The organism is Prochlorococcus marinus CUG1416, from assembly GCF_017695965.1.
In the GTDB taxonomy this organism is placed as follows: Bacteria; Cyanobacteriota; Cyanobacteriia; order PCC-6307; family Cyanobiaceae; genus Prochlorococcus_A.
The window spans coordinates 396318-420200 of the sequence record NZ_JAAORM010000005.1 but is presented as its reverse complement, the minus strand read 5'-3'; the positions used below and the strand labels follow the sequence as shown (position 1 = coordinate 420200).

Here is a 23883-nt window from a genome sequence, read left to right as displayed (position 1 = left end):
TTGATTTTTAGATTGCAACGCCTATTACGTATTTACTCCATTCTTTATGCCTGCCAGAGTCAATTTGTCTTGTAGCCTCAAAATTAAGATTACTTAGTGGTCGGTAGGGACTTCGTTTTAAAGGCATATTTGCTTCTTCAGGGGTTCGGTTACCTTTTGCTACATTGCATCTAAGACATGCTGTAGTGACATTTTCCCAGTTATCAGTTCCACCTCTACTTCTCGGTAAAACATGATCTATTGATAAATCACTACCTCGGTAGTTACAGTATTGGCAACAATTATTATCTCTGAGAAGTATATTTTTTCTCGTTAGAGAAACTTCCCTAAATGGAATTTTCACATAATAACGAAGTCTTATAACTGTAGGTAATTTTCTGCCGCAATGTATTGAATAAGATTTATCCTCCTCTAAGCTTTCTGCTTTACCTTTGATCATTAAAATAACAGCCCTTCTCCAAGAAGTGATGTTTAAAGGTTCATAAGAAGCATTTAAAACTAGAGTCTGGCTCATGCCAAAATACTATTTACATGTCATGCTAACTGTATATTTAAATAAGCGCATATAATTGCGCAAAGTTAATGCAAATTCGGCAAACAAATCAGGGATTTAATTTTGATACATATCCAACTTTTGAAAAAGATATAGATCCAAAACAAAGAGCATGGATTGAAGTTAGAGCGAAAGCAATAGAAACAAATGTAAGGCAGTTAAGATCCAAATTAAGTAAAAGTTGTGAATTTATGGCAGTTGTTAAAGCTGATGGATATGGACATGATGCGAAATTAGTATCTGAATATGCTATCAAAGGTGGAGCTTCGCAATTAGGAGTTGCCACATTAAAAGAAGGGATTAAGCTTCGTTCTTCAGCGGTTAAAAAACCAATTCTTATCCTCGGAAATCTATATTCGAAAAGGGATTTAATAATATGTTTTAAAAATGATCTTATGCCAACTATCAGTAGTATAAGAGAATGTTTAATTTGCAATAATATTGGGAAGCACTTTGGGTTGAAATTTGCTTTACATCTTAAAGTTGATACTGGAATGTCAAGATTAGGATTTGAAATTAATAAATTTGTTCAGCAATTTGCAAAAATAAAATCTTTTGAAAATATTTCTATAGAAGGAATATATAGTCATTTATCATCTGCAGATGAACATAACTCATTAGATCCTAAAAGTAGGACACAATTACAGAGGCAGAAGTTTCAGGAATTATTAAATCAAATTAACGTTGATAGAAATTACAAAATCAAGATTCATTTGGCTAATTCTGCGGGCATGCTTCTTACTAAAGATTTTCATTTCGATATGGTACGTGTTGGGCTATCTATGTATGGATATAGTCCTATAGTAAAACTTGATAAAAATTTATCGCTTAAACCAGCTTTGTTTTTGAAGGTCAAAGTAGCTTTTATAAGAATTATTGATGAAGGAGTAAGTGTAAGTTACGGAGGAAAATTTGTAAGTAGTAGAAAAACTAAGTTAGCTGTATTAAGTATTGGTTATGCAGATGGAGTCCCAAGAAATCTTTCAGGCAAGATACACGTTATACATAATAAAAAACTTTATCCCCAAGTTGGATCTATTACTATGGATCAAATGATGGTGGACATAACAGATTCAAATGAAATTGAAATTGGTAGTACCATGGTATTACTAGGATCTGATGGAGACAAAACAATTTCTCCTGTTGATTGGGCAAGAGAATCTAACACTATCCCGTGGGAAATTCTTTGTTCTTTTAAAAATAGATTGCCAAGAGTTCAAGTTGATTAGACATTGCGATAAAATAAAAAATTTTGAATATTTGCAAAAAAATTGATAATGTATAAGAACTGGAGAGGTGGCTGAGTGGTTGAAAGCGGCTCCCTGCTAAGGAGTTACAGGAGGTAACTTTTGTCGAGGGTTCGAATCCCTCCCTCTCCGTAGAATTAGAAGTTCAAGTAGTCCAATATTGTCCAAAAACAGATGAAATTCCCAAAAATAGGGGATTTTTTTCCTAGAGGTATTCATATCGTCCCATATGAAAATTAAATTAGGGGTAACGGTTAGGGTCACGGAATACGTAATTTCACCAAAAAATTGCTTTAGAAGTGTAAATAAGTAATTTAGAAGAGTAGAGGTTATTTATTTAGGTTCATTGTCTTTTTCCCGACTTATTTCTTAGTGGTAACTAATATTACCTTTTAGGTATATTTTAAGATTTATTTTAATTATATAAATTTACTTCTGCTAAAGTTATCAAAAAAAATTATGGTTAATCTCGTAATTACTAAAGATTAATTAATAAAAGATTTTGTTTTAATGCAGGAGAAAGCATTTACTAATTTGAAAATTCTATTAATTGTTTTAGATGAAAAATTTTACAAGTAATAATTTTAAAATAATAACTGGAACTACAATAGTTCTTTTAGGTTTTCTTTTTGATACGAACCTTGTAGTTAAAGCTAATACTTGTCAGGAAAATCCAGATACTTTTCCAAGTAGTTGTATGAAAACGCCAGTAATTTATAAAACCAGAATTTATGAACTTGGATTATGTACTGATGACCCTCTATCAGGTACAACAGGAAGCGGCAACAATATTACATCAGATTATGAAATTGATTTATCAACTTGTGCTAAAACATTTGAGGCAGAGAATGGAACCTTGGTTGACCTCTCAACAATAGGAGCTCCACAAGCTCTTATTGGCAAGGATACAAGACCACCTGTTGGAAATTATCCATATGCATATGTAAAATTAAGTAATACCTTTGTTCTTAAAGGTAGTCAATTAATAAATGATGTACCCTTTTATTCTAGTTCAGATGGAACTGCAACTAAAGTTCTTTCAGAATATACAGAATGGGGTAATAAAGTAATAGATTTTGAAAAAGGGGTAGAATGTGAACCCCTTGCAAATAATAGGAAAATGGCTTCAGTGGATACTTATACTTCTGGTGATGTGGTAGGAACAGTGAAAGCTGTTCTTTCTCATATAACTAGTGGAAATTTTGTGGCTACTACTCCAGAACAATGTGGAACTTCTAATCGAGTTTTTGGTAGTTTTAAACCTACAAATCCAGTAATAATAACTACCTCAACTAAAGGGTTAGAAGTAAGCTTTACTATCAAAAACAAAGGGTTAGCCGTTGTACCGTGGAGCGGTATGGATGATAGTGAAGTGGGATATTTTAGTACAGGTCCATTTTTACCTTCTTTTACTACATTTGAATAAATAATCATCTTTGATATATAACTTTTAAGTCTGAAATCATCAACTTTTGAAGTCATATTAAGGGTAACGAATGGGGTAACAGAACCTCTAAATTTCTAAAAAATCGCACTATCTTGTCCCATTTCATCCCATTTTGTCCAAAACAGACAGGCTTCCCTTCACTCCCTCTCCGTATTTTATTAGTTTCAGATAACGTCAGAAAGGGTCAAAATAATTGCAGTTAAAAGAATTAGAGCAACTTATGATTTGTTTTTTATAGGTTAGATTGTTAATCCAAACCCAAATTTGTTGTCGGAAATGTTATCGGAAAAAAATTTGCACAAAAAACCCCACTACAGACGCAGTAGTGTGGTGTCCAGATTTAATTGCAAAAAGTTCGATATTTAGATTTTCAAAAAAAATCTCACAAAGTTGAAGTGCAAATTGTTATGCGTTATAAAAGAATTGAGAACTTAAGTGATCATCTACAAAGCAATTTTCACAAATAAGAATGACATTATTTAATAAATTCTCGATTAACGAGATCTTACTCTCAAGCAAAGAGGCATATCAAAAGGAACTCAATAACAAAGATGTGGTTTCACAAATAGGAAAGTCATTATTTAATAAATTCTCGATTAACGAGATCTTACTCTCAAGCAAAGAGGCATATCAAAAGGAACTCAATAACAAAGATGTGGTTTCACAAATAGGAAAGTCATTATTTAATAAATTCTCGATTAACGAGATCTTACTCTCAAGCAAAGAGGCATATCAAAAGGAACTCAATAACAAAGGTGTGGGTTCACAAATAGGAAAGTAATTAGATTGCCTCCTTAAAGAATGGTTCAAGTGTTGTCGGAAAAATGTTATTTTCTCTATCTTCTATTATGACTATCCTTGCAATACCTAGACATAGAGGTGTTCGCATAATCCATCCCTCTCCGTAATTAATTTAGAAGAATTTCTTAATTTATTTTTTACAATAAGTCAAGATTAATATTTTTAAGGTCATTAATAGAACTTAAAATTATGTCAGCACCAGCTTTTTCTAGATTTTTTTCGTATAAATTACGTTCTTTTGATAGGGTTTTTAAATGTAAATGAGGGGGAGATATGCCAATACTTATGAATTTCTGAGATGGTATTTCCTTTCTAGCGTTTATAACTGTATTTATATCTGCAATAGTATCTCCTACATATGCAATGGGAATATTAGATGCGCCAAGTTTATCTCCAAGAAGCTTTTTTGATAAATTAATAAAACCTCTTGGATCAGGCTTATCAGGGGCATCTCCCATAGAGATTAATGGTGGTGATTTAAGTCCAAGTCTTTTTTCTAAAACAAATTTTGCTGAAGCAGACTCTGCACCACTCACAAAACCCCAAATTATTCCATTGCTTTCTAATAAATCAAAAAACTTTTTATCTACTAATAACTCCTCATTCGTTATAAATCCAGACCAATACTTACTATCTTTATTTGGATCTCCTCCAAAGTAAAACTTTTCAAAACATTTAACGATTTCTTCTCTTGGGGGTATTTCAAGGTTTAAATTCTCCTTTCTTTTACATCTTTTTATAAGCTCTAAACTTAAATCCCAGTCATTATTCCAAATCCCTTCATTTTTGGCATTATCAATATCTACATAACTTGGCTCCCACCCAGAAAATTTGTAAACTGTTTTTTTTAATGCAAGTCTATAACTATTCTCAACGCTGCGTATAACACCATCTATGTCAAATAAAATTAAACCAATATTTTTCAATGAATTTTTATTCCTTTTTATAAAAGATTAGTATTCTTATTAAAAAAAAGCAAAAACAAATGTTTAGCTAATTTACTTTTTATCTAAACTTAATTTTGTAAATATCCTCTGGGAGTGAGAAATATTTCATCTACTAACTTAGTTTGAGAATTGCCAATAATAATGATTGATAACATATCAACCTCTTTAAAAGGAATTCTGTTTAAAGTAAAAAATTTTTTGGATTGGTTTTCTCTCCCAACTTGTCTAGCTATTAAAACAGGAGTATCCTCATGCCTAGATTTCAAACATATATCTATTACACTTTTTAGCTGCCAATTTCTTTCAATAGATTGAGGATTAAATAAAGCTATTACAAAGTCACCTACCAGAGCTCCTTCAATTCTTTTTTCTATTAACGACCATGGAGTTAATTTATCACTTAAGCTTATTGAACAAAAGTCATTCATTAGTGGTGCTCCACTAAGAGCAGCCGCTAATTGAACGCTACTTATACCAGGATGTACTTCAAAGTAAGGTCTATATTCTTTTTTGATTTTTTGAAGTAACTCCAAAAGTAAACCAGCCATTCCATAGAATCCCGATTCACCTGACGAAATTAAAGCTACTTTTATTCCTTCCTCGGCTAATGTAATTGCTTTAACGCATCTTTCCTTTTCCTGAGTAAGTTTACTTTCAACTAAAACTTGGTCACTCCTTTTTAAGGGTTTAATCAAATCTAAATACATCTTATATCCAATCCAAACAGTACATCTTGAAAGTGCTTTTCTTGCATTATTGGTTATGAAGGAGATATCTCCAGGCCCACTTCCAATAATATGAATTTCGCCATTTGTTGGATAATATTGATTTTTTGATTCTGCTACAGCGATAGTTACTGCACCTGATTTAATTGTTGGAAAATCTTTACCTTTAAAGATTCTTTTTTCTTCTAGTAATTTTGATTCTCCTCCTGCTGCCAGTAAGCAAGAAGCTTCTGCTACAGAAGGGGTGCCAATTTCATTTTGCACAACAATTGAAGGATTTGGAACAATTATTTTTGAAAGATCTTCTTTAGAAAAAAACTTGATAGGTAACTTATTTTCCTCAGCAAGTTCTAAAATTCCTTTCTCATCTTTTTTAATATCAACAGTTGCAAATCCCGCAATTGAATGCCGTGATAAATTTCTTGACTTCAAGAAATTATTTAATGAACTTGCTATTAATTCTTTGCTGGTATTTCTCTCACAACCAATGCCAATCCATAATACGGGAGGATGCCAAGTCGTTTCATGATTTTCAAATATGCTCACATGAAATGTAGAATCTGGTTTTTCGGCTTCTTTTATACAAATTTGATTAATAGTCTCTCCTGATTCTGAAGTTTTCCATAAATTATTACCAGATAATTGTTCGCAAAATATTTCTTCGTTCTTAGCTTGATTTATTACTAGTTTTGACCAGTCCTGTATTTTCCCTGATCTTTTCCAACCCCATTGATTCCCAAATGAATCAAGACTTAAGAAGCTTTGATCATTTGAATTATTAGTTTCAATAATTTGGCCCCCAAATAAATTAGAAATTTGATCCGCGATATTTTTTGTATTTGATTGATGAGAACCAATTAAAGGGACTATCTTAGAACATTTGTTATCTATGACGATCACGCCCGGATCTTGCTCTTTAGAGGTTAAAAAAGAATTTATTAAACGTATTGATGCACCAATTGAGCCTATGAAAATTATTAAATCTAGTTCTGGCCATTTTTTAAGTAAAATTTCCTTAGGCTTTTGTATTTTTACAAGATCATTTTCTATATCATCATTTTTTGAAGAGCTTGCTATATATATCTCGTTAACAAATTCGGTTTTTTGAAGTCTTTTTAAAATTTCTTTTGAATTACTAGATAGACCTATTGCGATTCCTTTCAAATCAGAAATTATTGTTTGTTATGTTGCAATTATATACTGTCAATGTATTTGAAAAATTTTATGAGAAATATAAAAAAAAAATTAAGAAATTTATATAAAATCTGAGTAGCAATACTCATATTTCACTCATAGAAAAGAATTTAACAAAATATTCATATAGTAACAATCATTAGAACATTTGTTACGTTAATGCATAACGAAAGATCTTTGGCTTATTATTTTTGAAACGAATATCTAAAGTTCCGAATGATTTCGTTTTCTTGAACCTTATTATTAAAAATAAGTGCAAGAATCAATCTATCGGCTTTAATGTCAATTATTTTCGAGGTGCTAGATGACCATCAGCCCACCAGAAAGTGGAGAAAAAAACAAGAAAGTTTTGGAAGATCCTGTAAAGGCTGACCCAAGACCTATTGATTTTGCCAAATTAGATAAGCCAGGTTTCTGGTCAACTAAATTATCTAAGGGTCCAAAAACCACAACTTGGATCTGGAATTTACATGCAGATGCACATGATTTTGATGTGCATACAGGCGATGCTGAAGAAGCAACAAGAAAAATCTTTTCAGCTCACTTTGGACATCTTGCAATCATTTTTATATGGATGAGTGCTTCTTTTTTCCATGGAGCAAGATTTTCAAATTACACAGGCTGGTTAGCTGATCCAACTCATGTTAAACCAGGCGCTCAGCAAGTTTGGGCAGTTGTTGGCCAAGAAATGCTTAACGGTAATCTTGGTGCGGACTACAACGGGATCCAAATAAGCTCTGGAATTTTCCATATGTGGAGAGCTTGGGGTATTACTAACGAAAGTGAGTTAATGGCTCTAGCTATTGGTGCAGTAATAATGGCTGCTCTTATGCTTCATGGAGGAATCTATCATTATCATAAGGCGGCACCAAAAATGGAATGGTTCCAAAATGTTGAGTCAATGCTTAATCATCATATTGCAGGTTTGGTTGGGCTTGGATCATTAGCTTGGGCAGGTCATTGTATTCATATTGGCGCCCCAACAGCCGCATTGCTTGATGCGATTGACGCTGGATCTCCTCTAGTCATTAATGGTAAAGAGATAGCAACTATTGCTGATATGCCAATGCCTCACCAGCTTTGTGATCCACAAATAATTGGTCAGATTTTTCCTGGTTTAGCTAGTGGAGTTGGTAATTTCTTTAGTCTTAATTGGTTCGCTTTCTCAGATTTCTTAACTTTCAAAGGTGGTTTGAACCCTGTTACTGGAAGTTTGTGGATGACTGATATTGCACATCATCATTTAGCTTTTGGTGTAATTGCGATAATTGGAGGTCATTTATATAGAACTAACTATGGAATTGGTTCAAGTATGAAAGAGATATTAGAAGCTCATCAAGGAGATCCAATATTATTCCCGGCACCAAAAGGTCATCAAGGTCTTTTTGAGTTTATGGCTGAAAGTAGACATGCACAGCTATCTGTAAACCTTGCAGCTCTAGGTTCTCTTAGCATCTTGATTTCTCATCATATGTATGCGATGCCTCCATATCCTTATATAGCGACTGATTATATGACAGTCCTAGGTTTATTCACACATCATATGTGGATAGGAGCTTTATTTATAGTTGGAGCTGGAGCGCATGCTGGCATAGCGATGGTTAGAGATTATGATCCAGCAAAACATATTGATAACGTTTTAGATAGAATTTTAAAAGCTAGAGATGCCTTAATCAGTCATCTTAACTGGGTTTGTATGTGGCTAGGTTTCCATAGTTTTGGACTTTATATTCATAACGATACTATGAGAGCTTTAGGTAGACCTCAGGATATGTTTAGTGATACTGCAATTCAACTTCAACCAATATTTGCTCAATGGATTCAAAGTATTCAAGCTTCTGCTGTAGGAACTTCAATCTTAGCTGGTACTCCTGAGGGACTACCTCAAAAAGCTTTAAGTGAAGTTTTCAACGGAAGTTTAGTTGAAGTAGGTGGAAAAGTAGCAATAGCTCCAATTCAACTTGGCACTGCTGATTTGATGATCCATCATATTCATGCTTTCCAAATACATGTAACCGTTTTAATACTACTTAAAGGAGTACTTTACGCAAGAAGTTCAAGACTCATCCCTGATAAGGCTTCGCTTGGATTTAGATTTCCTTGTGATGGACCTGGAAGAGGTGGTACATGTCAAGTCTCATCTTGGGATCATGTATTCTTAGCTCTTTTCTGGATGTATAACTGCATATCAATAGTTATATTCCACTTCTCTTGGAAAATGCAAAGCGATGTTTGGGGACTAACAGGAGGAAACTTCTCTCAAAGTGCTATTACTATTAATGGCTGGTTAAGAGATTTCCTATGGGCTCAATCATCTCAGGTACTTACTAGTTATGGTGAAGCTATTAGCATGTATGGATTGATGTTCTTAGCAGCACACTTCATATGGGCATTTAGCTTAATGTTCTTATTCAGTGGAAGAGGTTATTGGCAAGAATTATTTGAATCAATAGTATGGGCTCATAACAAGCTTAAAGTTGCCCCAACAATACAACCAAGAGCTCTTTCAATTACTCAAGGTAGAGCTGTTGGTGTAGCTCACTTCCTTCTCGGAGGTATAGCAACTACTTGGGCTTTCTTCCATGCACGACTATTTGGCTTAGGCTAAATAACCTGAACTTCACCTTTTTAATTCAATGGCAACAAAATTTCCATCATTTAACCAGGGTCTAGCTCAGGACCCTACAACCCGCCGAATATGGTACGGAATAGCAACAGCTCATGACTTTGAGAGTCATGATGGAATGACCGAAGAAAAGCTTTATCAAAAGCTTTTCTCAACACATTTTGGTCATCTGGCAATTATTGCCCTTTGGGTAGCTGGTAACCTATTCCATGTAGCTTGGCAGGGTAACTTTGAGCAATTTGTACTTGATCCAACTCATGTCCGTCCAATTGCCCATGCAATTTGGGATCCTCATTTTGGAGCAGGAATAACTGAAGCAATGACACAAGCTGGAGCTAATGGCCCAGTTAACATAGCTTACTCAGGCCTTTACCATTGGTGGTACACAATAGGTATGAGAACTAACGAGCAACTTTTCCAAGCTTCAATCTTTATGAGCATTTTAGCTTGTTGGGTTTTATTTGCTGGTTGGTTACATTTACAACCTAAATTCAGACCTACACTTGCTTGGTTTAAAAACGCTGAGGCCCAGTTAAACCATCATTTATCTGTTTTATTTGGTTTTAGTAGTATTGCTTGGACAGGACATTTAGTTCATGTAGCTATTCCTGAATCAAGAGGACAGCATGTTGGTTGGGATAATTGGTTAACAGTTCTTCCTCATCCTGCAGGCTTGGCTCCTTTCTTTACACTTAATTGGGGAGCATATGCCCAAAATCCTGATTCTTTAAATCAAGTATTTGGAACTTCAGAAGGTGCTGGAACCGCAATCTTTACTTTCTTAGGAGGACTACATCCTCAAAGCGAAGCTTTATGGCTTACTGATATTGCACATCACCATATTGCAATTGGTTGTGTTTTTGTAATTGCAGGCCATATGTATAGAAATACTTTTGGAATAGGACACAGCCTCAAAGAAATTACTGAAGCTCATAATACTAGACACCCAAATGACCCTCATAAAGGTAGTTTTGGAATTAGTCATGATGGAATTTATGAGACAGTAAATAACTCCCTACACTTTCAATTAGGTTTAGCTTTAGCATCTCTTGGTGTTGCCACTTCTCTAGTTGCTCAACATATGGGAGCTCTTCCTTCATATGCTTTTATTGCGAGAGATTACACTACACAGTCAGCTCTATATACTCACCATCAATACATAGCTATGTTCTTAATGGTTGGAGCTTTTGCTCATGGAGCTATTTTCTTTGTACGTGATTATGATCCAGAATTAAACAAAGATAATGTTTTAGCTAGGGTTTTAGGAACCAAAGAAGCACTAATAAGTCACTTAAGTTGGGTAACAATGTTGCTAGGATTCCATACTCTTGGAATTTATGTTCATAACGATGTAGTTGTAGCTTTTGGAAATCCAGAAAAACAAATTCTAATTGAACCTGTTTTTGCTCAGTTTGTTCAAGCTGCTCAAGGTAAAATGATGTATGGCTTCGATGCTTTATTATCTGATCCTACGAGTTCTGCAACAATAGCAGCAAACTCTATGCCAGGAAATCACTATTGGATGGATCTAATTAATAGACAAGATGCTTTAAGTTCTTTCTTACCAATTGGTCCAGCTGATTTCTTAGTTCATCACGCTATTGCACTCGGACTACATACAACAGCACTAATACTCATTAAAGGAGCATTAGATGCTAGAGGTACAAAATTAATTCCTGATAAAAAGGATTTAGGATATGCTTTCCCTTGCGATGGTCCTGGAAGAGGAGGTACTTGTGATAGCTCTTCATGGGATGCTATGTACCTAGCAATGTTCTGGGCATTAAATCTCATGGCATGGGTCACTTTCTACTGGCATTGGAAGCACCTAACAATTTGGCAAGGTAATGTGGCTCAATTTAATGAATCAGGGACCTACTTAATGGGTTGGTTTAGAGATTATCTATGGCTCAATTCCTCACAGTTAATTAATGGATATAATCCATTTGGAGTTAATTCATTATCTCCTTGGGCCTGGATGTTCCTATTCGGCCACCTAGTTTGGGCTACAGGATTTATGTTCTTGATCTCATGGCGTGGTTATTGGCAAGAATTAATTGAAACATTAGTTTGGGCTCATCAGCGCACACCGATAGCAAACCTTGTTGGATGGAGAGATAAGCCAGTTGCTCTATCAATTGTTCAGGCAAGATTAGTAGGCTTAGCTCATTTCACGATTGGAAACATACTTACATTTGGTGCATTTGTAATTGCATCAACTTCAGGTAAGTTTGGTTAAAATCTCTTTAAATAATACAAATCACCACATTTGTGGTGATTTTTTTTTGTTTATTTTCTTTTTCTAAATTAAGTTAAAATTATAGAATTATTATCAAATAAATATGTCAAAAATAAACCAATTCATCTCTATTATTATTCCCGTTTTCAATGAAAGTGAGAGTATTGTTTTTTTATTGGATGAAGTTAAAAGTGTAATGGCAACTAATAAATTAAATTTTGAATTGATTGTTGTAAATGATGGTTCTCAAGACAATACTCAAAGAGTATTAGAAGAACTAACTCTAAAAATCAAAGAATTATCAGTTATTTGTCTTCGCAAAAATTATGGACAAACTGCAGCAATGGCTGCAGGTTTTGATAATTCTAAGGGTGATATTGTCCTTACTTTAGATGGTGACTTACAAAATGATCCAAATGATATTCCTAAATTGATTGCTGAAATTAATTTAGGCTACGATTTGATATGTGGATGGAGGTTTGACCGAAAGGATAAATTGCTTAATAGGAAGATCCCATCAAAAATAGCAAATAAATTAATAGCTAAGGTAACAGGTTTAAAGTTGCATGATTATGGATGTTCATTAAAAGCTTTTAAAAAAGAAATAATAGATGATATTAAACTATATGGTGAACTTCATAGGTTTTTACCAGTTTTAGCAAATATTGAAGGAGCTAGAATTAAAGAAATTAAGGTTAATCACAGAAGTCGAAAATATGGATCTAGTAAATATGGAATTGATAGAACTTTCAGAGTTTTAATGGATTTATTAACTGTTTGGTTTATGACTAAATTTTTGACTAGACCTATGTATGGATTTGGTTTTGTTGGAATTATAAGTATTTTTATAAGTCTTTCAATGACTTCTTACTTGTTAATTATAAAAATATTGGGAGATGACATTGGAAATCGCCCTATGCTTATGTTTGCACTCATATTAGGAATTGCTGGGGTTCAGTTATTTAGCTTTGGATTATTAAGTGAACTTTTAATAAGAACATATCATGAAAGTCAAGATAGACCAATTTACAGAATTAGAGAAATTCAAGGTAAAACTAAAAATGCAACTCTTACTTAAAATTTCTTATTAAGTTAGCTGAAATCTCAACTACTTCAGGAGAAGTATCTTTTAAACCTCTTCTAAGAATAGGCAATATTGATTTGTCATCTAATTTCTCTGCAATTTTTAAAGCTTTTAATTTATCTTCTTTATGGCTTTGAAAAAGTTTAAACATTGTATTTCTTAGAGCCTTTTTATCAAATGCTGAGTATATGTTATCTTCACGCTTGTAAGAAAAACTATTCTTTTTAGATATATTATTTTTATTATTATTTATAAGTTTATTTGAAGATAAGTTTTTAAAATTTATTGCATTTTTAAACTGTCTTTTTTTAAAAATTAATAGTAAAAATACAATAAAAATAATGAGTAATATTGCGAAAAAATTTAACATGTAAAAAGTTAATAATTTTTATATCATCCAGTAATAAAATTAACACTATTTATCAGATAAATACTAAAGTGTTTAAAGATGTTAAACGAATTATGTCATCTGAATTTTCAAATCTTCTGCCTTCGGTCTTTGTCCCCATGATTGGCTTGGTAGCACCTGCTATTTTTATTGTTTTAATAGGCAGATTTATAACGGCTACTGAATAAAAATTAATTATCACATTATCCTTTTTTTAAAATGAGCGATTCACAAACACCATTAGGAGCCAATCCTAAATTTCCAGAAAAATATATAGATCAAAGTGTCCTGCCTACAGATATTGGTATCGCAGAACAATGGGCTGTTAAAACTGTTGCTGATCCGTTTGTTGGGAATTTGGCTACCCCAGTTAATAGTGGTTATTTTACCAAAGTTTTTATAAATAATTTACCTTTTTATAGAGAAGGTATTTCTCCAAATTTTAGAGGTTTAGAAACTGGAGCAGCTTTAGGTTATCTCTTATATGGTCCATTTACTATGACTGGTCCTTTAAGAAATTCTGATTTCGCATTAACCGCAGGATTACTTGCTGCTATAGGCGCGGTTCATATTTTGACAGCACTTTTAGTTCTTTATAACGCCCCAGGTAAAGCACCTAATGTGCAACCTCCTGATGCTACTGTTAATAACCCTCCTGCAGATTTATTTACTAGAGCAGGGTGGGCTGACTTTACAAGTGGATTTTGGCTAGGCGGTTGCGGTGGTGCAGTTTTTGCATGGCTTCTTGTAGGAACACTGCATTTAAACAACATCATGCAATTAATTCAAAATATTTGGACTACTGGTTAATTTGAAAATTTAAAAGAAGCTATTATATTTAATATTTTAATTTGATAAACAGACTGCTATCTAATAGTTCTATCCCATCTATATCTTCTTACTACTCTTCCTGCTGATATTAGTTTGGATTGATAATGTAATGAAATTGGATCATTTGTATCTTTTATGGCATCTAATCCTATTCCATTTCTTCCAAACTCTTTCCCAGAGCTGTGATAATATAATCCATCTCCTTTGTAGATTCCAACGTGATCACATTTTTTCTTGGTTCCGAAGAACAAGAGGTCTCCTGGTTGAAGTTTTCTGTTAAATTCTTTGAAATAAAAAAGGTGTTTACAAAAACTTTTTATTTGATAAGAGTCTCTAGGTATATGAATATGATGCGTGAAAAAAGCAGTCTGAATTAAGCCGGAACAATCAAAATTTGGTCCTAATGTACCTCCCCAAAGATATTCATTAGTTAACTTAGATTGATCTTGGATCCATTTTAGAATTAAGGGAACTTTTTGTTTTATAAAGGAGTATTCATGGTTTATATTCTCAGATTTTCTTAATTCGCATTTCTCAATAATTAATCCATCTAAATTTATCCAACAGACGTAACCATCTTCATATAGTTGAACTAGGATCCTTGATATTTTTTTGTTTTCTTGATGAATATTTGGATAAAGCAGCTTAAAAATTCTATTTTTACAAATTTCAGTTACTAATTTATTTTCTGTTTCATTTTGATATCCAGAAATGTTAACTTTTAATTTCCACCAAATAGTCTTTGAAAAATTAGTTTGTTTAAATAGTGAGGTAGGGTCTTTATAATTTTCCATAAAATGTCCTTCTACTATTTAAATAAAGAGATGGGTCTAGCCTTAAATGAAATTTTAGGGAGAGTATGCACTCATAATAAATATTTTTCAAGAGAAGATATTGCCATAACTTGGATTAATTACAAAAGTGAAAATAAGGTCGTATTTAAAGGTTTTGGATCAGGGATTAATAATAAGAAAATGTTTTATCCTGCCAGCGTAGTCAAATTAGTTTATGCTCTTGCTGCATATCATTGGCTTAAAAAAGGAAGTTTATTATTATCAGATGAGATAATTGATGCTGTGAGGAAAATGTTATCTTTCTCGAGTAATAATGCTACAAGCTTTTTAATTGATTTACTTACTGGAACCACAAGTGGACCATGTATTGAGGGAGAATTATGGAAAATTTGGAAATATCAACGAGGGATAATAAACGATTGGCTGCATGATTTAAATTGGGAGGAACTGATTGGTATAAATTGCTGTCAGAAGACCTGGGATGATGTACCATTTGGTCGTGAAAAAGAATTTTATGGATATGAAAATAAAAATAGGAATGCAATGACTACTGATTCAGCTGCAAGGGTTTTGGAGGAAATTATGATTCATATTGATTATCAAAAAAATGACTTAAATTTAAGAAGTTTTTTAAAAAGAAATTTAAATAAAGTTGTTCTTAAAAACGATTCTATTAATCAAATAGATGGCTTTTTAGGTGCAGGATTACCAGAAAGCATTAATTTATGGAGTAAAGCAGGCTTAATGTCTGAAGTTAGACATGATTCTGCTTGGTGGATTAATAGTCAATCTCTACAAACTTTATTAGTCGTTTTTTGTAATGGAGAAAAATATTCCAAAGATACTTCCTTCTTACCATTAATAGCAAAAGAAGTATATGAATTTAATAAGAAATATACTATTGAGGACTACAGTTAATCATCTAAGAAATTAAAATCTAATTTATCAGTATAGGCTTCATAAGGTAACATCATTACTTCTTTAGAATTTAAATCATTCATAATCCATTCTCTATATTCTGCTAATAAACTTTTTCTATCTTCATTCTCTAATTCATAAATACGCAATGCTGTATCTTTAAGATTTTCTTTAATTAAATTTTCAATTTCTTTATCCCTCATTTTAGGTTAATTTTCCCTCCAAAATTATTCTTCTTATTGTTGACAATGCAATTCCTGTTTGTGATCTGATTGATCGATATGAATATCCCTCATTACGCAATCTGATAACTAGAGATTCTTTTAAAGTACTTATCTTGGGCCTTCCTCCCAGATTATTTCCAGATAATTTTCTACGTAATAGTTTTTCTTTTTTTCTTTCATCTAAACTGCTGTCTTCTAAATTATCTAATTCATATAAAATCTTAAAAATTGAAGAATTTTTGTTAGAAGATGCATTAGCCGCGAAAAAACCAGTCAAAGTACGCAATTTAATATCATTATTAATGAGTTTATTTATTGTGACCAAACATTCTTTTTTATTTTTAAATGCTCGATCAAGCTGAGTTATTATTAATTCATCGCCTTTAGATAAACAATTTATAGCTTTATTGAGTTGAGGTTTGATTCCTTCATCTAAACTTATAAATTCAGAAAATATTACACTGCAACCCTCTTCCTTTAATTTTTTTATTTGCTCCTCTAAATATTCAAATTCATTATGAGTAGCTCTAGCATATCCAATGGATTTAGAGTTTTTATTTTTTTTAGATAGTAAAAGCCGTTTTCTTTTGAATTTAAAAGTCAATGTTTTATTACATATATTTTTTACTGTACCAATAAATAAATAAAAAAACACTTTTTAGTACAAAAATCTTTAATTATAACAATGATTTATTAATCACGTGTTTAATTAATATGTCCTGATATCAGTATTAAAAATAACGTTCTAAATACTGTTTTATGTTTAGTTGATAGAACAGAAATATTTTGTAATTAGTAACTTGAATTAGGATTTTTTAAATTTTCAATGGACTATTTAAATTCATTTATTTTTTGACTTCTTTTGAATAGGCTTCATTTTTGAAATTATTAATAGTTAATTCAAATTGTTTTTAGTAAAATAAAATTACAGGCCAGAACAATTAATTTGACTAATAATCCTAATATTTTAATTTCAAAACCTGATTGGTTAAGAGTAAAAGCTCCGCAAGTTGAGAGAATTGGGAATACTGCAAATTTGTTAAATGATTTAAATCTCAATACTGTATGTCAAGAAGCAAGCTGTCCAAATATTGGTGAATGTTTTGCTAGTGGAACAGCCACTTTCCTAATAATGGGTCCTGGCTGTACTAGGGCATGTCCATATTGCGATATTGATTTTGATAAATCTACAAGAGAATTAGATCCAACAGAATCATATCGTCTAGCAGAAGCCGTTTATAGAATGAAGCTTAAACATGTTGTAATCACATCAGTTAATAGAGATGATCTTGAGGATGGTGGTGCATCTCAATTTTTTGAATGTGTTTATCAAGTAAGAAAAAAATCTCCTGAAACTACTATTGAGCTTTTAATTCCTGATTTTTGTGGTAACTGGAAAGCTCTTGAAAAAGTTCTTGATTCAAATCCAAACGTTTTAAACCATAATATTGAGACTGTGACTTCGCTATATAAAAAAGTTAGACCTCAGGGTAAATATGAGAGAAGTCTTGAGTTACTTAAAAGAACCAGAGAATATTCTCCCAAAGTTTATACAAAGTCAGGCTTTATGCTTGGTTTAGGGGAAAAAGATGAGGAGGTCTTAAGTCTTCTTAAGGATTTAAAAAGTAATTTTGTTGATATTGTTACTATTGGTCAATATTTATCTCCTGGCCCTAATCATTTACCTGTTCAAAGATTTGTGAGTCCCTCAAAATTTAATTACTTTAAAGTTTTCGGGGAAAAAGATTTGGACTTTATGCAAGTAGTTAGTTCTCCTTTAACTCGAAGCAGTTACCATGCTGAAGAGATTCAAAAACTTATGAAAAAGTATCCAAGATAATTATTTTCATTTATTTGAGTCTATCCACTGATTTAATTTCCATTCAACTAGATCATTTTTAATCATTGGATCATTCTTAATGATTTTTAGTGCATTTTTATAATTATTCATCTCAAGAATTAGTAATCCTCCTTCACCTGGCCTATTTAACTCATCTACCAAAAAACCACTTTTTATATTAATTCCCTCTTTTTTTAATTTTTTTATCCAATCAATATGTTCGTTAATTATTTTTCGTTTTAAATCATTATTAATTAAGTATTCTTTTTTTATAATTTCAGTTTTTACAAAGAAAGGCATTTACATTTTCTTTATGCCAAGCATCTCTTCTTCGCTTGGGGGAACAATTAATTTGAAAGTACTCTTGAAATGAGACCAATTTTCAATTATTTTGGCAGCCTTTAAGCTATTTGTTTTTGCTCGATATTCTCTAATAATGTCAAATAAGATATCTTCCTGCTTTGATGAAGTTATTTTATGAATGCTAACTATTTCCTTATTAACTTTATTACTTAAATCATTATTCTCATCGATTATAAAAGCTATTCCACCAGTCATTCCCGCACCAATATTTCTTCCTGTGGAACCTAGAATAACTACTTTCCCACCAGTCATGTATTCACAACAATGATCACCTGCTCCCTCTGTTACTGCTGTGGCACCACTATTTCTTACCGCAAATCTTTCTCCCGATTTTCCTAATGCAAATAATTTCCCACCTGTTGCTCCATAAAGGCAAGTATTTCCCAGGATGACTTGTTCGGAGGAGGTTTTATCTATTTTTGGTGGAATTATTGTGAGTATTCCTCCATTCATTCCTTTACAAACATAATCATTAGCTTCTCCGATTAGTTGAACATTCATTCCCTTCAATAAAAAGGCACCAAAGCTTTGTCCTGCATATCCTTTGAAATTTAAGTTGAGTTCGCCATTGAAGCCAGTGTTGCCATGAATCTCTGCAATTTCGCCAGCTATTTTCGCACAAACACTTCTATCTGTATTTTTTATCTCAATTTCTTTGGTTAATTTTTCATGATTTTTAATTGAATCTATAAATTCAGTATCAGACAAAAACTCATCTTCTAATACAGAACCATTACTATGAGCATTTTTTGAATGTTTTAACCATGATCTATCAGTGGTTGGTTGTTTATTATTTACTAAAGAAGAAAGATCGATATTAGAAGTTTTTGGAAGAGAGATATTTCTTGCAGAAAGGAATTCTTGATTACCAATCAGTTCTTCCATATTAGAAACACCGATACTACTCATTATCTGTCTTACTTCTTCAGCAATATACAAGAAAAAATTGACAACATTTTCTGGAATACCTTTAAATCTTTTTCTTAATTCTTCTTTTTGAGTGGCAACTCCAACAGGACACTTGTTTGTATGACAAACCCGAGCCATTATGCATCCTTCAGCAATCATCGCTACAGAACCGAAACCGTATTCTTCAGCACCAAGTAAAGCTGCAATAACTACATCCCATCCTGTTTTAAGACCTCCATCAGTTCTCAAAATTACTCTTTCACGTAAGTTATTCTCTAAGAGAGATTTATGAACCTCAGCAACACCTAGTTCCCATGGTAAACCTGCATGTTTAATAGAACTTAGTGGTGAAGCACCTGTACCTCCGTCATGGCCTGAAATTTGAATTACATCTGCATTAGCTTTGCTTACTCCGGCAGCAATAGTGCCTATCCCAATTTCAGAAACAAGTTTAACGCTCACTTTTGCTTTTGGATGAACTTGGTGTAAGTCATGGATAAGTTGAGCTAAATCTTCAATTGAATAAATATCATGATGCGGGGGAGGAGATATTAGAGCTACTCCAGGTTTACTATTTCTTAGTTTTGCGATGTAAGAATCAACTTTTGGACCAGGCAATTGTCCCCCTTCTCCAGGTTTTGCACCTTGAGCCATTTTAATTTCGAGTTGTTTACCACTTCTTAGATATTCAGGTGTAACTCCAAATCTACCTGATGCTATTTGTTTAATAGCTGAGCATGCGGTGTCTCCATTTTCTAGACCTTTAATAAAGGGCAATGTCGCTGATTGAGTATTTTCATCGATATCATTTAAAACATTAAAACGAGCTGGATCTTCTCCCCCTTCTCCACTATTACTTTTTCCACCAATTCTATTCATTGCAACTGCTAACACTTCATGTGCTTCTCTTGATAAAGCACCCAAACTCATTCCTCCAGTACAGAACCTTTTGCAAATTGATTCAACACTTTCAACTTCCTCTAATGGAATGCTTTTTCTTTTTGAATTAATTGTTAGTAAATCTCTTAGAGATGTTGTGGGTCTATTACTAATGAGTTTTTTGTAAGTTTCAAAATGATCGTATCCTGGTCCTTGTTTTACAGCTGAATGTAAAACTTTGGACATCTCCGGGTTATTGGAATGATATTCTCCATTATTTCTAAATTGTACAAATCCTAAGAATTCTAATTTCTTTAAATCGATCTCTGGGTAGGCTTTAGTATGTATTGAAAGTGTTTCATTAGTTAATTCTTTTAATGTTATGCCAGCGATACGGCTTGTTGTACCATCAAAAGCAATTCTTATTAAATCTGATCCAAGGCCTACAGCTTCAAAAATTTGTGCGCCATGGTAACTAGATAAAAGTGAAATACCTATTTTTGAAAGAATTTTTCTTAGACCGTCTTCTAAAGCTTTTTTAATATTTTCTTGAACGTTAATTATTGATAATGGATTTATTTTTTTGCTATCAATGAGTTTTTGTGTTTTTGGATGTTTTAACCAGTGTCTACCTGCTTCGAAGGTCAACCAAGGGCAAACAGCGCTTGCACCATAACCAATCAAACAAGCCAAGTGATGTGTACTCCAACATTGACCTGTTTCAATAATTAGTGAAGCTTTTAGCCTGATTTCTTTTTTTAGAAGATAATGATGAATTGCTCCAACAGCAAGTAAAGGAGGAATAAAAGTCTTTTTAGGATTAATTCCCTTATCAGAAATAATAATTAAAGAGCAACCTTCTTTTATAGAGAGCTCACTCTGTTTACAAATTGCTTTTAATTGCTTCTCTAAGCCTTGAACACCTTCCTCAATATCAAACAAACTTGAAATTTTTTGAGATTTAATTTTTGATTTTTCAATGGAAATGAGTTCTTCCTCATTGAGTATTGGACTTTGTAAATGAACAAAAGGTTTAGGATCTTTAATCTCAAATGGTGTACATCTTTCTCCAAGATGCATCTCTAAACTCATTACCAGTTTTTCTCTCAGAGGGTCAATAGGAGGATTTGTGACTTGCGCAAATCTTTGCTTGAAATAGTCATATAAAATATGTGGCTTTGAAGAAAGCACTGCTAATGGAATATCGTCGCCCATGCAATAGGTAGGCTCTTTGGCTAATGAAGACATTGAATCTAAGATAAGATCATTATCTTCTGCTGAAAAACCGTACGCAGTTTGTTGTTGTAACAACTCAAGGTCTTTTAGTTTGCAGTCTTTAAACCATTCACTATTCTCAATTTTTATAGTCCTATTACTTAGTAAATTTTTATAATCATGCCTTTGAGCTGCTTCAGATTTTACCTCCCAATTTCTTAGGATTTTATTTTTATGAAAATCAACTGCCAACATTTGTCCCGGTCCTAATCGACCTTTTTCTATGATTCTTTCCTCTTCAATATCTACTACTCCTGTTTCAGAACCCATTATTACAAAACCATCATTTGTGATTGAATATCTTGCTGGTCTTAGGCCATTCCTATCAAGTGTTGCTCCTACAAAATTTCCATCAGCAAATACAAGGAGTGCGGGGCCATCCCACGCTTCTTGTAGGCTTGCAGAATATTCATAAAAAGCTTTTATATCTCCTCTCTGTTCAAGTTCTGGTTGATCTCTAAATGCTTCAGGAACAAGTTTTAATAATGAATCAGTGATTGGTTGGCCTGATCGAATATTGATTTCAAGGGTTGCATCAAGATTTGATGAATCACTTTTATTTATATCTACGATTGGTTTAATTTCGTTAGATAACTCTCCCCAAAAATCATCTATGTGTGTTTCTGAAGCTTTAGCCCAGTTGATATTACCTAAGAGAGTATTAATTTCTCCGTTATGACCTAAGAATCTCATCGGCTGAGCTAGTGGCCATTTTGGAAGTGTATTAGTACTAAACCTCCTATGGTAAACGGAAAATGAGACTTTAAAACTCTCTTCTTTTAAGTCTTGATAAAACTCAGATAATATTTCAGAACGAACCATACCTTTGTATACAACTGTTTGAGAACTTAGTGAGGCAAAATAAAATTCACAATCCCCAACATGGTTTTTAAAACTTTCTCTTATCTTTTTCTCAATTCTTTTCCTTAATTGAAATAAAAGCCTTTCAATATCATTGTTATCTTTTTTATCTATGAATAAAATCCACTGACTTATGAATGGGGCATTTGCTTTAGCTAAAGGACCTAATATTTCATTATTAACAGGTACTGTTCTCCAAGATGTATTGCTGAAGCTTAATTTTTTTGCTTCCTCCTCACATATTGATTTACATTCTTCAATTTTCTCTTTTTTATTAGGCATAAAAACCATGCCTAAACCTCTATAACAGTCTTGTTTATTTTTAATATTCATTTCTTCTTCTAACAATTTCCATGGAATTGAACATAAAATGCCTGCTCCATCTCCTGAATCACTATCTCCTCCACAACCTCCTCTATGCTCCATGCAGTTAAGGCCCTTCAGGGATTGTTTAAGGATCCAGTTGCTTTCTATCCCTTTAACATTTGCTATGAAACCAACTCCACAGGCATCTTTCTCACCAATTATTCCATTTGGGGAATAACTATCTTTATATGGTCCAACGATTCTTTTGATACCCTCTCCCATAGATTATTAAATTCTATTTAGTTATTTACATATTTCCATTATAAAAATAAATATGAAAATAAATCTAAAGATAATGAATATTTACCAAAGAATTTTAATTTCACAAATTTTAAAAAAAATATGATTAAAAACTTTAAGTTTGTGCTCGTAAAAGGTTATGATGAATAAATGTTTATTTTTATCTAAATATAATAGATGCCCACCATCTCACAATTAATAGGTTCAGAAAGGAAACGTCTGACTAGGAAAACAAAATCACCTGCATTAAAAGCCTGCCCTGAGAGGAGAGGGGTATGTACAAGAGTTTATACATCAACACCCAAAAAACCTAATTCAGCTCTAAGAAAAGTTGCAAGGGTAAGATTAACTTCCGGTTTTGAAGTAACGGCTTATATTCCGGGAATTGGACATAATTTGCAAGAACACTCTGTAGTACTACTTAGGGGTGGAAGAGTTAAGGATTTACCAGGAGTTAGATATCATATAATAAGAGGAACTTTAGATACGGCTGGAGTCAAAGATAGACGTCAATCCAGATCTAAGTATGGAGCAAAAGCTCCAAAAGATTAATTTGTAAACAGCACTTTTTAAAAACATGTCACGTCGTAATGCAGCAGTAAAAAGACCAGTTCTTCCAGATCCTCAATTTAATAGTCGCTTAGCTTCAATGATGATTTCTCGATTGATGAAACATGGTAAAAAATCTACAGCTCAAAGAATATTGTCTGATGCTTTTTCTATAATAAGCGAGAGAACTGGCGCGAATGCAGTCGAATTATTTGAAACAGCTGTTAAAAATGCTACTCCCCTTGTCGAAGTAAGAGCTAGAAGAGTTGGTGGTGCCACATATCAAGTACCTATGGAAGTACGCCAAGAGAGGGGTACAGCTATGGCATTAAGATGGCTTGTTACATTCTCACGTGCAAGAAATGGCAAAAGTATGTCCCAGAAACTTGCTGGTGAGTTGATGGATGCAGCAAATGAAACTGGTAGTGCTGTTAAAAAAAGAGAAGACACTCATAAAATGGCTGAAGCTAATAAAGCTTTTGCACATTACAGATATTAATTTCGTCAAAAAGGTACTTAAGTAGTTTATTATTATAAAAGTTTACTTTTAGGGTGAACTATAATTATCTAAAAATTATTTTAT

General features: G+C 32.8%; 21 protein-coding genes and 1 tRNA gene. 13 read left to right on the top strand and 9 right to left on the bottom strand.

From position 1 onward, the window contains the following. Window positions 1-7: 7 nt before the first annotated feature. Window positions 8-514 carry an HNH endonuclease gene (locus HA146_RS08530; protein ID WP_209109117.1) on the bottom strand — a complete coding sequence of 169 codons (507 nt, stop codon included), beginning with the start codon at window positions 512-514 and terminating at the stop codon, window positions 8-10. 68 nt (window positions 515-582) lie between these two features. Here HA146_RS08530 and alr point away from each other — a divergent pair, with 68 nt between their 5' ends. From alr to HA146_RS08510, 4 genes are all read left to right on the top strand, one after another. Then, entirely contained in the window at window positions 583-1782 is a 1200-nt protein-coding gene (alr, locus tag HA146_RS08525) for an alanine racemase (protein WP_209109116.1), read from the top strand. A gap of 61 nt (window positions 1783-1843) precedes the next feature. After that, window positions 1844-1932 (top strand) — tRNA-Ser (locus HA146_RS08520). A gap of 427 nt (window positions 1933-2359) precedes the next feature. Further along, on the top strand, window positions 2360-3226 hold the full coding sequence (locus HA146_RS08515; RefSeq protein ID WP_209109115.1) for a hypothetical protein: 867 nt from the start codon (window positions 2360-2362) through the stop codon (window positions 3224-3226). A gap of 490 nt (window positions 3227-3716) precedes the next feature. Next, complete coding sequence (locus HA146_RS08510) at window positions 3717-4028, top strand: hypothetical protein (protein ID WP_209109114.1); 312 nt, start codon at window positions 3717-3719, stop codon at window positions 4026-4028. Between the two features lie 157 nt (window positions 4029-4185). Here the strand turns inward: HA146_RS08510 and HA146_RS08505 are convergent, their stop codons facing one another. Beyond that, window positions 4186-4974, bottom strand: a complete 789-nt coding sequence (locus HA146_RS08505) for a TIGR01548 family HAD-type hydrolase (RefSeq protein WP_209109113.1) — start codon at window positions 4972-4974, stop codon at window positions 4186-4188. Window positions 4975-5063: 89 nt separating this feature from the next. Continuing rightward, window positions 5064-6884, bottom strand: coding sequence for a precorrin-3B C(17)-methyltransferase (gene cobJ / locus HA146_RS08500; protein WP_209109112.1), 1821 nt, complete (start codon window positions 6882-6884; stop codon window positions 5064-5066). Between the two features lie 334 nt (window positions 6885-7218). Here cobJ and psaA point away from each other — a divergent pair, with 334 nt between their 5' ends. The 3 genes from psaA (at window position 7219) to HA146_RS08485 (ending at window position 12857) form a co-directional block, all read left to right on the top strand. Next, the gene (psaA, locus tag HA146_RS08495; RefSeq protein WP_209109111.1) at window positions 7219-9522 is read left to right on the top strand and encodes a photosystem I core protein PsaA; all 2304 of its coding nucleotides are present in this window, start codon (window positions 7219-7221) and stop codon (window positions 9520-9522) included. Window positions 9523-9550: 28 nt separating this feature from the next. Then, window positions 9551-11779, top strand: coding sequence for a photosystem I core protein PsaB (psaB, locus tag HA146_RS08490; RefSeq protein ID WP_209109110.1), 2229 nt, complete (start codon window positions 9551-9553; stop codon window positions 11777-11779). A 103-nt stretch (window positions 11780-11882) separates the two neighbouring features. Next, a complete protein-coding gene (locus HA146_RS08485; RefSeq protein ID WP_209109109.1) occupies window positions 11883-12857 on the top strand; it encodes a glycosyltransferase family 2 protein in 975 nt (324 codons plus the stop codon). On the opposite strand, the gene HA146_RS09590 is transcribed toward HA146_RS08485, so the two are convergent. Then, window positions 12850-13014, bottom strand: coding sequence for a hypothetical protein (locus HA146_RS09590; protein ID WP_245211347.1), 165 nt, complete (start codon window positions 13012-13014; stop codon window positions 12850-12852). The two genes, HA146_RS08485 and HA146_RS09590, sit on opposite strands and share 8 nt — an antisense overlap. A 311-nt stretch (window positions 13015-13325) precedes the next feature. Here HA146_RS09590 and HA146_RS08475 point away from each other — a divergent pair, with 311 nt between their 5' ends. Beyond that, entirely contained in the window at window positions 13326-13439 is a 114-nt protein-coding gene (locus HA146_RS08475) for a photosystem I reaction center subunit VIII (RefSeq protein ID WP_209109107.1), read from the top strand. 31 nt (window positions 13440-13470) lie between these two features. Then, on the top strand, window positions 13471-14061 hold the full coding sequence (locus HA146_RS08470; protein WP_011377153.1) for a photosystem I reaction center protein subunit XI: 591 nt from the start codon (window positions 13471-13473) through the stop codon (window positions 14059-14061). 56 nt (window positions 14062-14117) lie between these two features. On the opposite strand, the gene HA146_RS08465 is transcribed toward HA146_RS08470, so the two are convergent. Beyond that, complete coding sequence (locus HA146_RS08465) at window positions 14118-14876, bottom strand: C40 family peptidase (RefSeq protein ID WP_209109106.1); 759 nt, start codon at window positions 14874-14876, stop codon at window positions 14118-14120. Window positions 14877-14879: 3 nt separating this feature from the next. On the opposite strand from HA146_RS08465, the gene HA146_RS08460 reads away from it, so the two are divergent. Beyond that, complete coding sequence (locus HA146_RS08460) at window positions 14880-15794, top strand: serine hydrolase (protein ID WP_209109105.1); 915 nt, start codon at window positions 14880-14882, stop codon at window positions 15792-15794. Here HA146_RS08460 and HA146_RS08455 read toward each other — a convergent pair. Together HA146_RS08455 and HA146_RS08450 are read right to left on the bottom strand one after the other, a co-directional pair. Beyond that, the gene (locus tag HA146_RS08455) at window positions 15791-15997 is read right to left on the bottom strand and encodes a hypothetical protein (RefSeq protein WP_209109104.1); all 207 of its coding nucleotides are present in this window, start codon (window positions 15995-15997) and stop codon (window positions 15791-15793) included. The two genes, HA146_RS08460 and HA146_RS08455, sit on opposite strands and share 4 nt — an antisense overlap. A gap of 1 nt (window position 15998) precedes the next feature. Further along, a complete protein-coding gene (locus HA146_RS08450) occupies window positions 15999-16622 on the bottom strand; it encodes a recombinase family protein (protein ID WP_245211346.1) in 624 nt (207 codons plus the stop codon). A 342-nt stretch (window positions 16623-16964) separates the two neighbouring features. Here HA146_RS08450 and lipA point away from each other — a divergent pair, with 342 nt between their 5' ends. Next, window positions 16965-17858 carry a lipoyl synthase gene (gene lipA / locus HA146_RS08445; RefSeq protein WP_209109102.1) on the top strand — a complete coding sequence of 298 codons (894 nt, stop codon included), beginning with the start codon at window positions 16965-16967 and terminating at the stop codon, window positions 17856-17858. A 6-nt stretch (window positions 17859-17864) separates the two neighbouring features. Here lipA and HA146_RS08440 read toward each other — a convergent pair whose 3' ends face one another. Then, window positions 17865-18158: a YciI family protein gene (locus HA146_RS08440; protein WP_209109101.1), complete on the bottom strand. Its 294-nt coding sequence runs from the start codon at window positions 18156-18158 to the stop codon at window positions 17865-17867. Beyond that, a complete protein-coding gene (gene gltB / locus HA146_RS08435) occupies window positions 18159-22733 on the bottom strand; it encodes a glutamate synthase large subunit (protein ID WP_209109100.1) in 4575 nt (1524 codons plus the stop codon). It lies immediately after the preceding gene. A gap of 195 nt (window positions 22734-22928) precedes the next feature. Here gltB and rpsL point away from each other — a divergent pair, with 195 nt between their 5' ends. Both rpsL and rpsG read left to right on the top strand, forming a co-directional pair. Beyond that, on the top strand, window positions 22929-23303 hold the full coding sequence (gene rpsL / locus HA146_RS08430) for a 30S ribosomal protein S12 (RefSeq protein ID WP_025915119.1): 375 nt from the start codon (window positions 22929-22931) through the stop codon (window positions 23301-23303). Between the two features lie 25 nt (window positions 23304-23328). After that, window positions 23329-23799 carry a 30S ribosomal protein S7 gene (gene rpsG, locus HA146_RS08425; RefSeq protein WP_209109099.1) on the top strand — a complete coding sequence of 157 codons (471 nt, stop codon included), beginning with the start codon at window positions 23329-23331 and terminating at the stop codon, window positions 23797-23799. The last annotated feature ends 84 nt before the right edge of the window (window positions 23800-23883 follow it).

Excerpts from the sequence above, each read along its gene's own strand:
- HA146_RS08530 (WP_209109117.1), bottom strand. The coding sequence starts at position 514 with ATGAGCCAGACTCTAGTTTTAAATGCTTCTTATGAACCTTTAAACATC.
- alr (WP_209109116.1), top strand. The coding sequence starts at position 583 with ATGCAAATTCGGCAAACAAATCAGGGATTTAATTTTGATACATATCCA.
- HA146_RS08515 (WP_209109115.1), top strand. The coding sequence starts at position 2,360 with ATGAAAAATTTTACAAGTAATAATTTTAAAATAATAACTGGAACTACA.
- HA146_RS08510 (WP_209109114.1), top strand. The coding sequence starts at position 3,717 with ATGACATTATTTAATAAATTCTCGATTAACGAGATCTTACTCTCAAGC.
- psaA (WP_209109111.1), top strand. The coding sequence starts at position 7,219 with ATGACCATCAGCCCACCAGAAAGTGGAGAAAAAAACAAGAAAGTTTTG.
- psaB (WP_209109110.1), top strand. The coding sequence starts at position 9,551 with ATGGCAACAAAATTTCCATCATTTAACCAGGGTCTAGCTCAGGACCCT.
- HA146_RS08485 (WP_209109109.1), top strand. The coding sequence starts at position 11,883 with ATGTCAAAAATAAACCAATTCATCTCTATTATTATTCCCGTTTTCAAT.
- HA146_RS09590 (WP_245211347.1), bottom strand. The coding sequence starts at position 13,014 with ATGTTTAAACTTTTTCAAAGCCATAAAGAAGATAAATTAAAAGCTTTA.
- HA146_RS08475 (WP_209109107.1), top strand. The coding sequence starts at position 13,326 with ATGTCATCTGAATTTTCAAATCTTCTGCCTTCGGTCTTTGTCCCCATG.
- HA146_RS08470 (WP_011377153.1), top strand. The coding sequence starts at position 13,471 with ATGAGCGATTCACAAACACCATTAGGAGCCAATCCTAAATTTCCAGAA.
- HA146_RS08465 (WP_209109106.1), bottom strand. The coding sequence starts at position 14,876 with ATGGAAAATTATAAAGACCCTACCTCACTATTTAAACAAACTAATTTT.
- HA146_RS08460 (WP_209109105.1), top strand. The coding sequence starts at position 14,880 with ATGTCCTTCTACTATTTAAATAAAGAGATGGGTCTAGCCTTAAATGAA.
- HA146_RS08455 (WP_209109104.1), bottom strand. The coding sequence starts at position 15,997 with ATGAGGGATAAAGAAATTGAAAATTTAATTAAAGAAAATCTTAAAGAT.
- HA146_RS08440 (WP_209109101.1), bottom strand. The coding sequence starts at position 18,158 with ATGCCTTTCTTTGTAAAAACTGAAATTATAAAAAAAGAATACTTAATT.
- gltB (WP_209109100.1), bottom strand. The coding sequence starts at position 22,733 with ATGGGAGAGGGTATCAAAAGAATCGTTGGACCATATAAAGATAGTTAT.
- rpsL (WP_025915119.1), top strand. The coding sequence starts at position 22,929 with ATGCCCACCATCTCACAATTAATAGGTTCAGAAAGGAAACGTCTGACT.
- rpsG (WP_209109099.1), top strand. The coding sequence starts at position 23,329 with ATGTCACGTCGTAATGCAGCAGTAAAAAGACCAGTTCTTCCAGATCCT.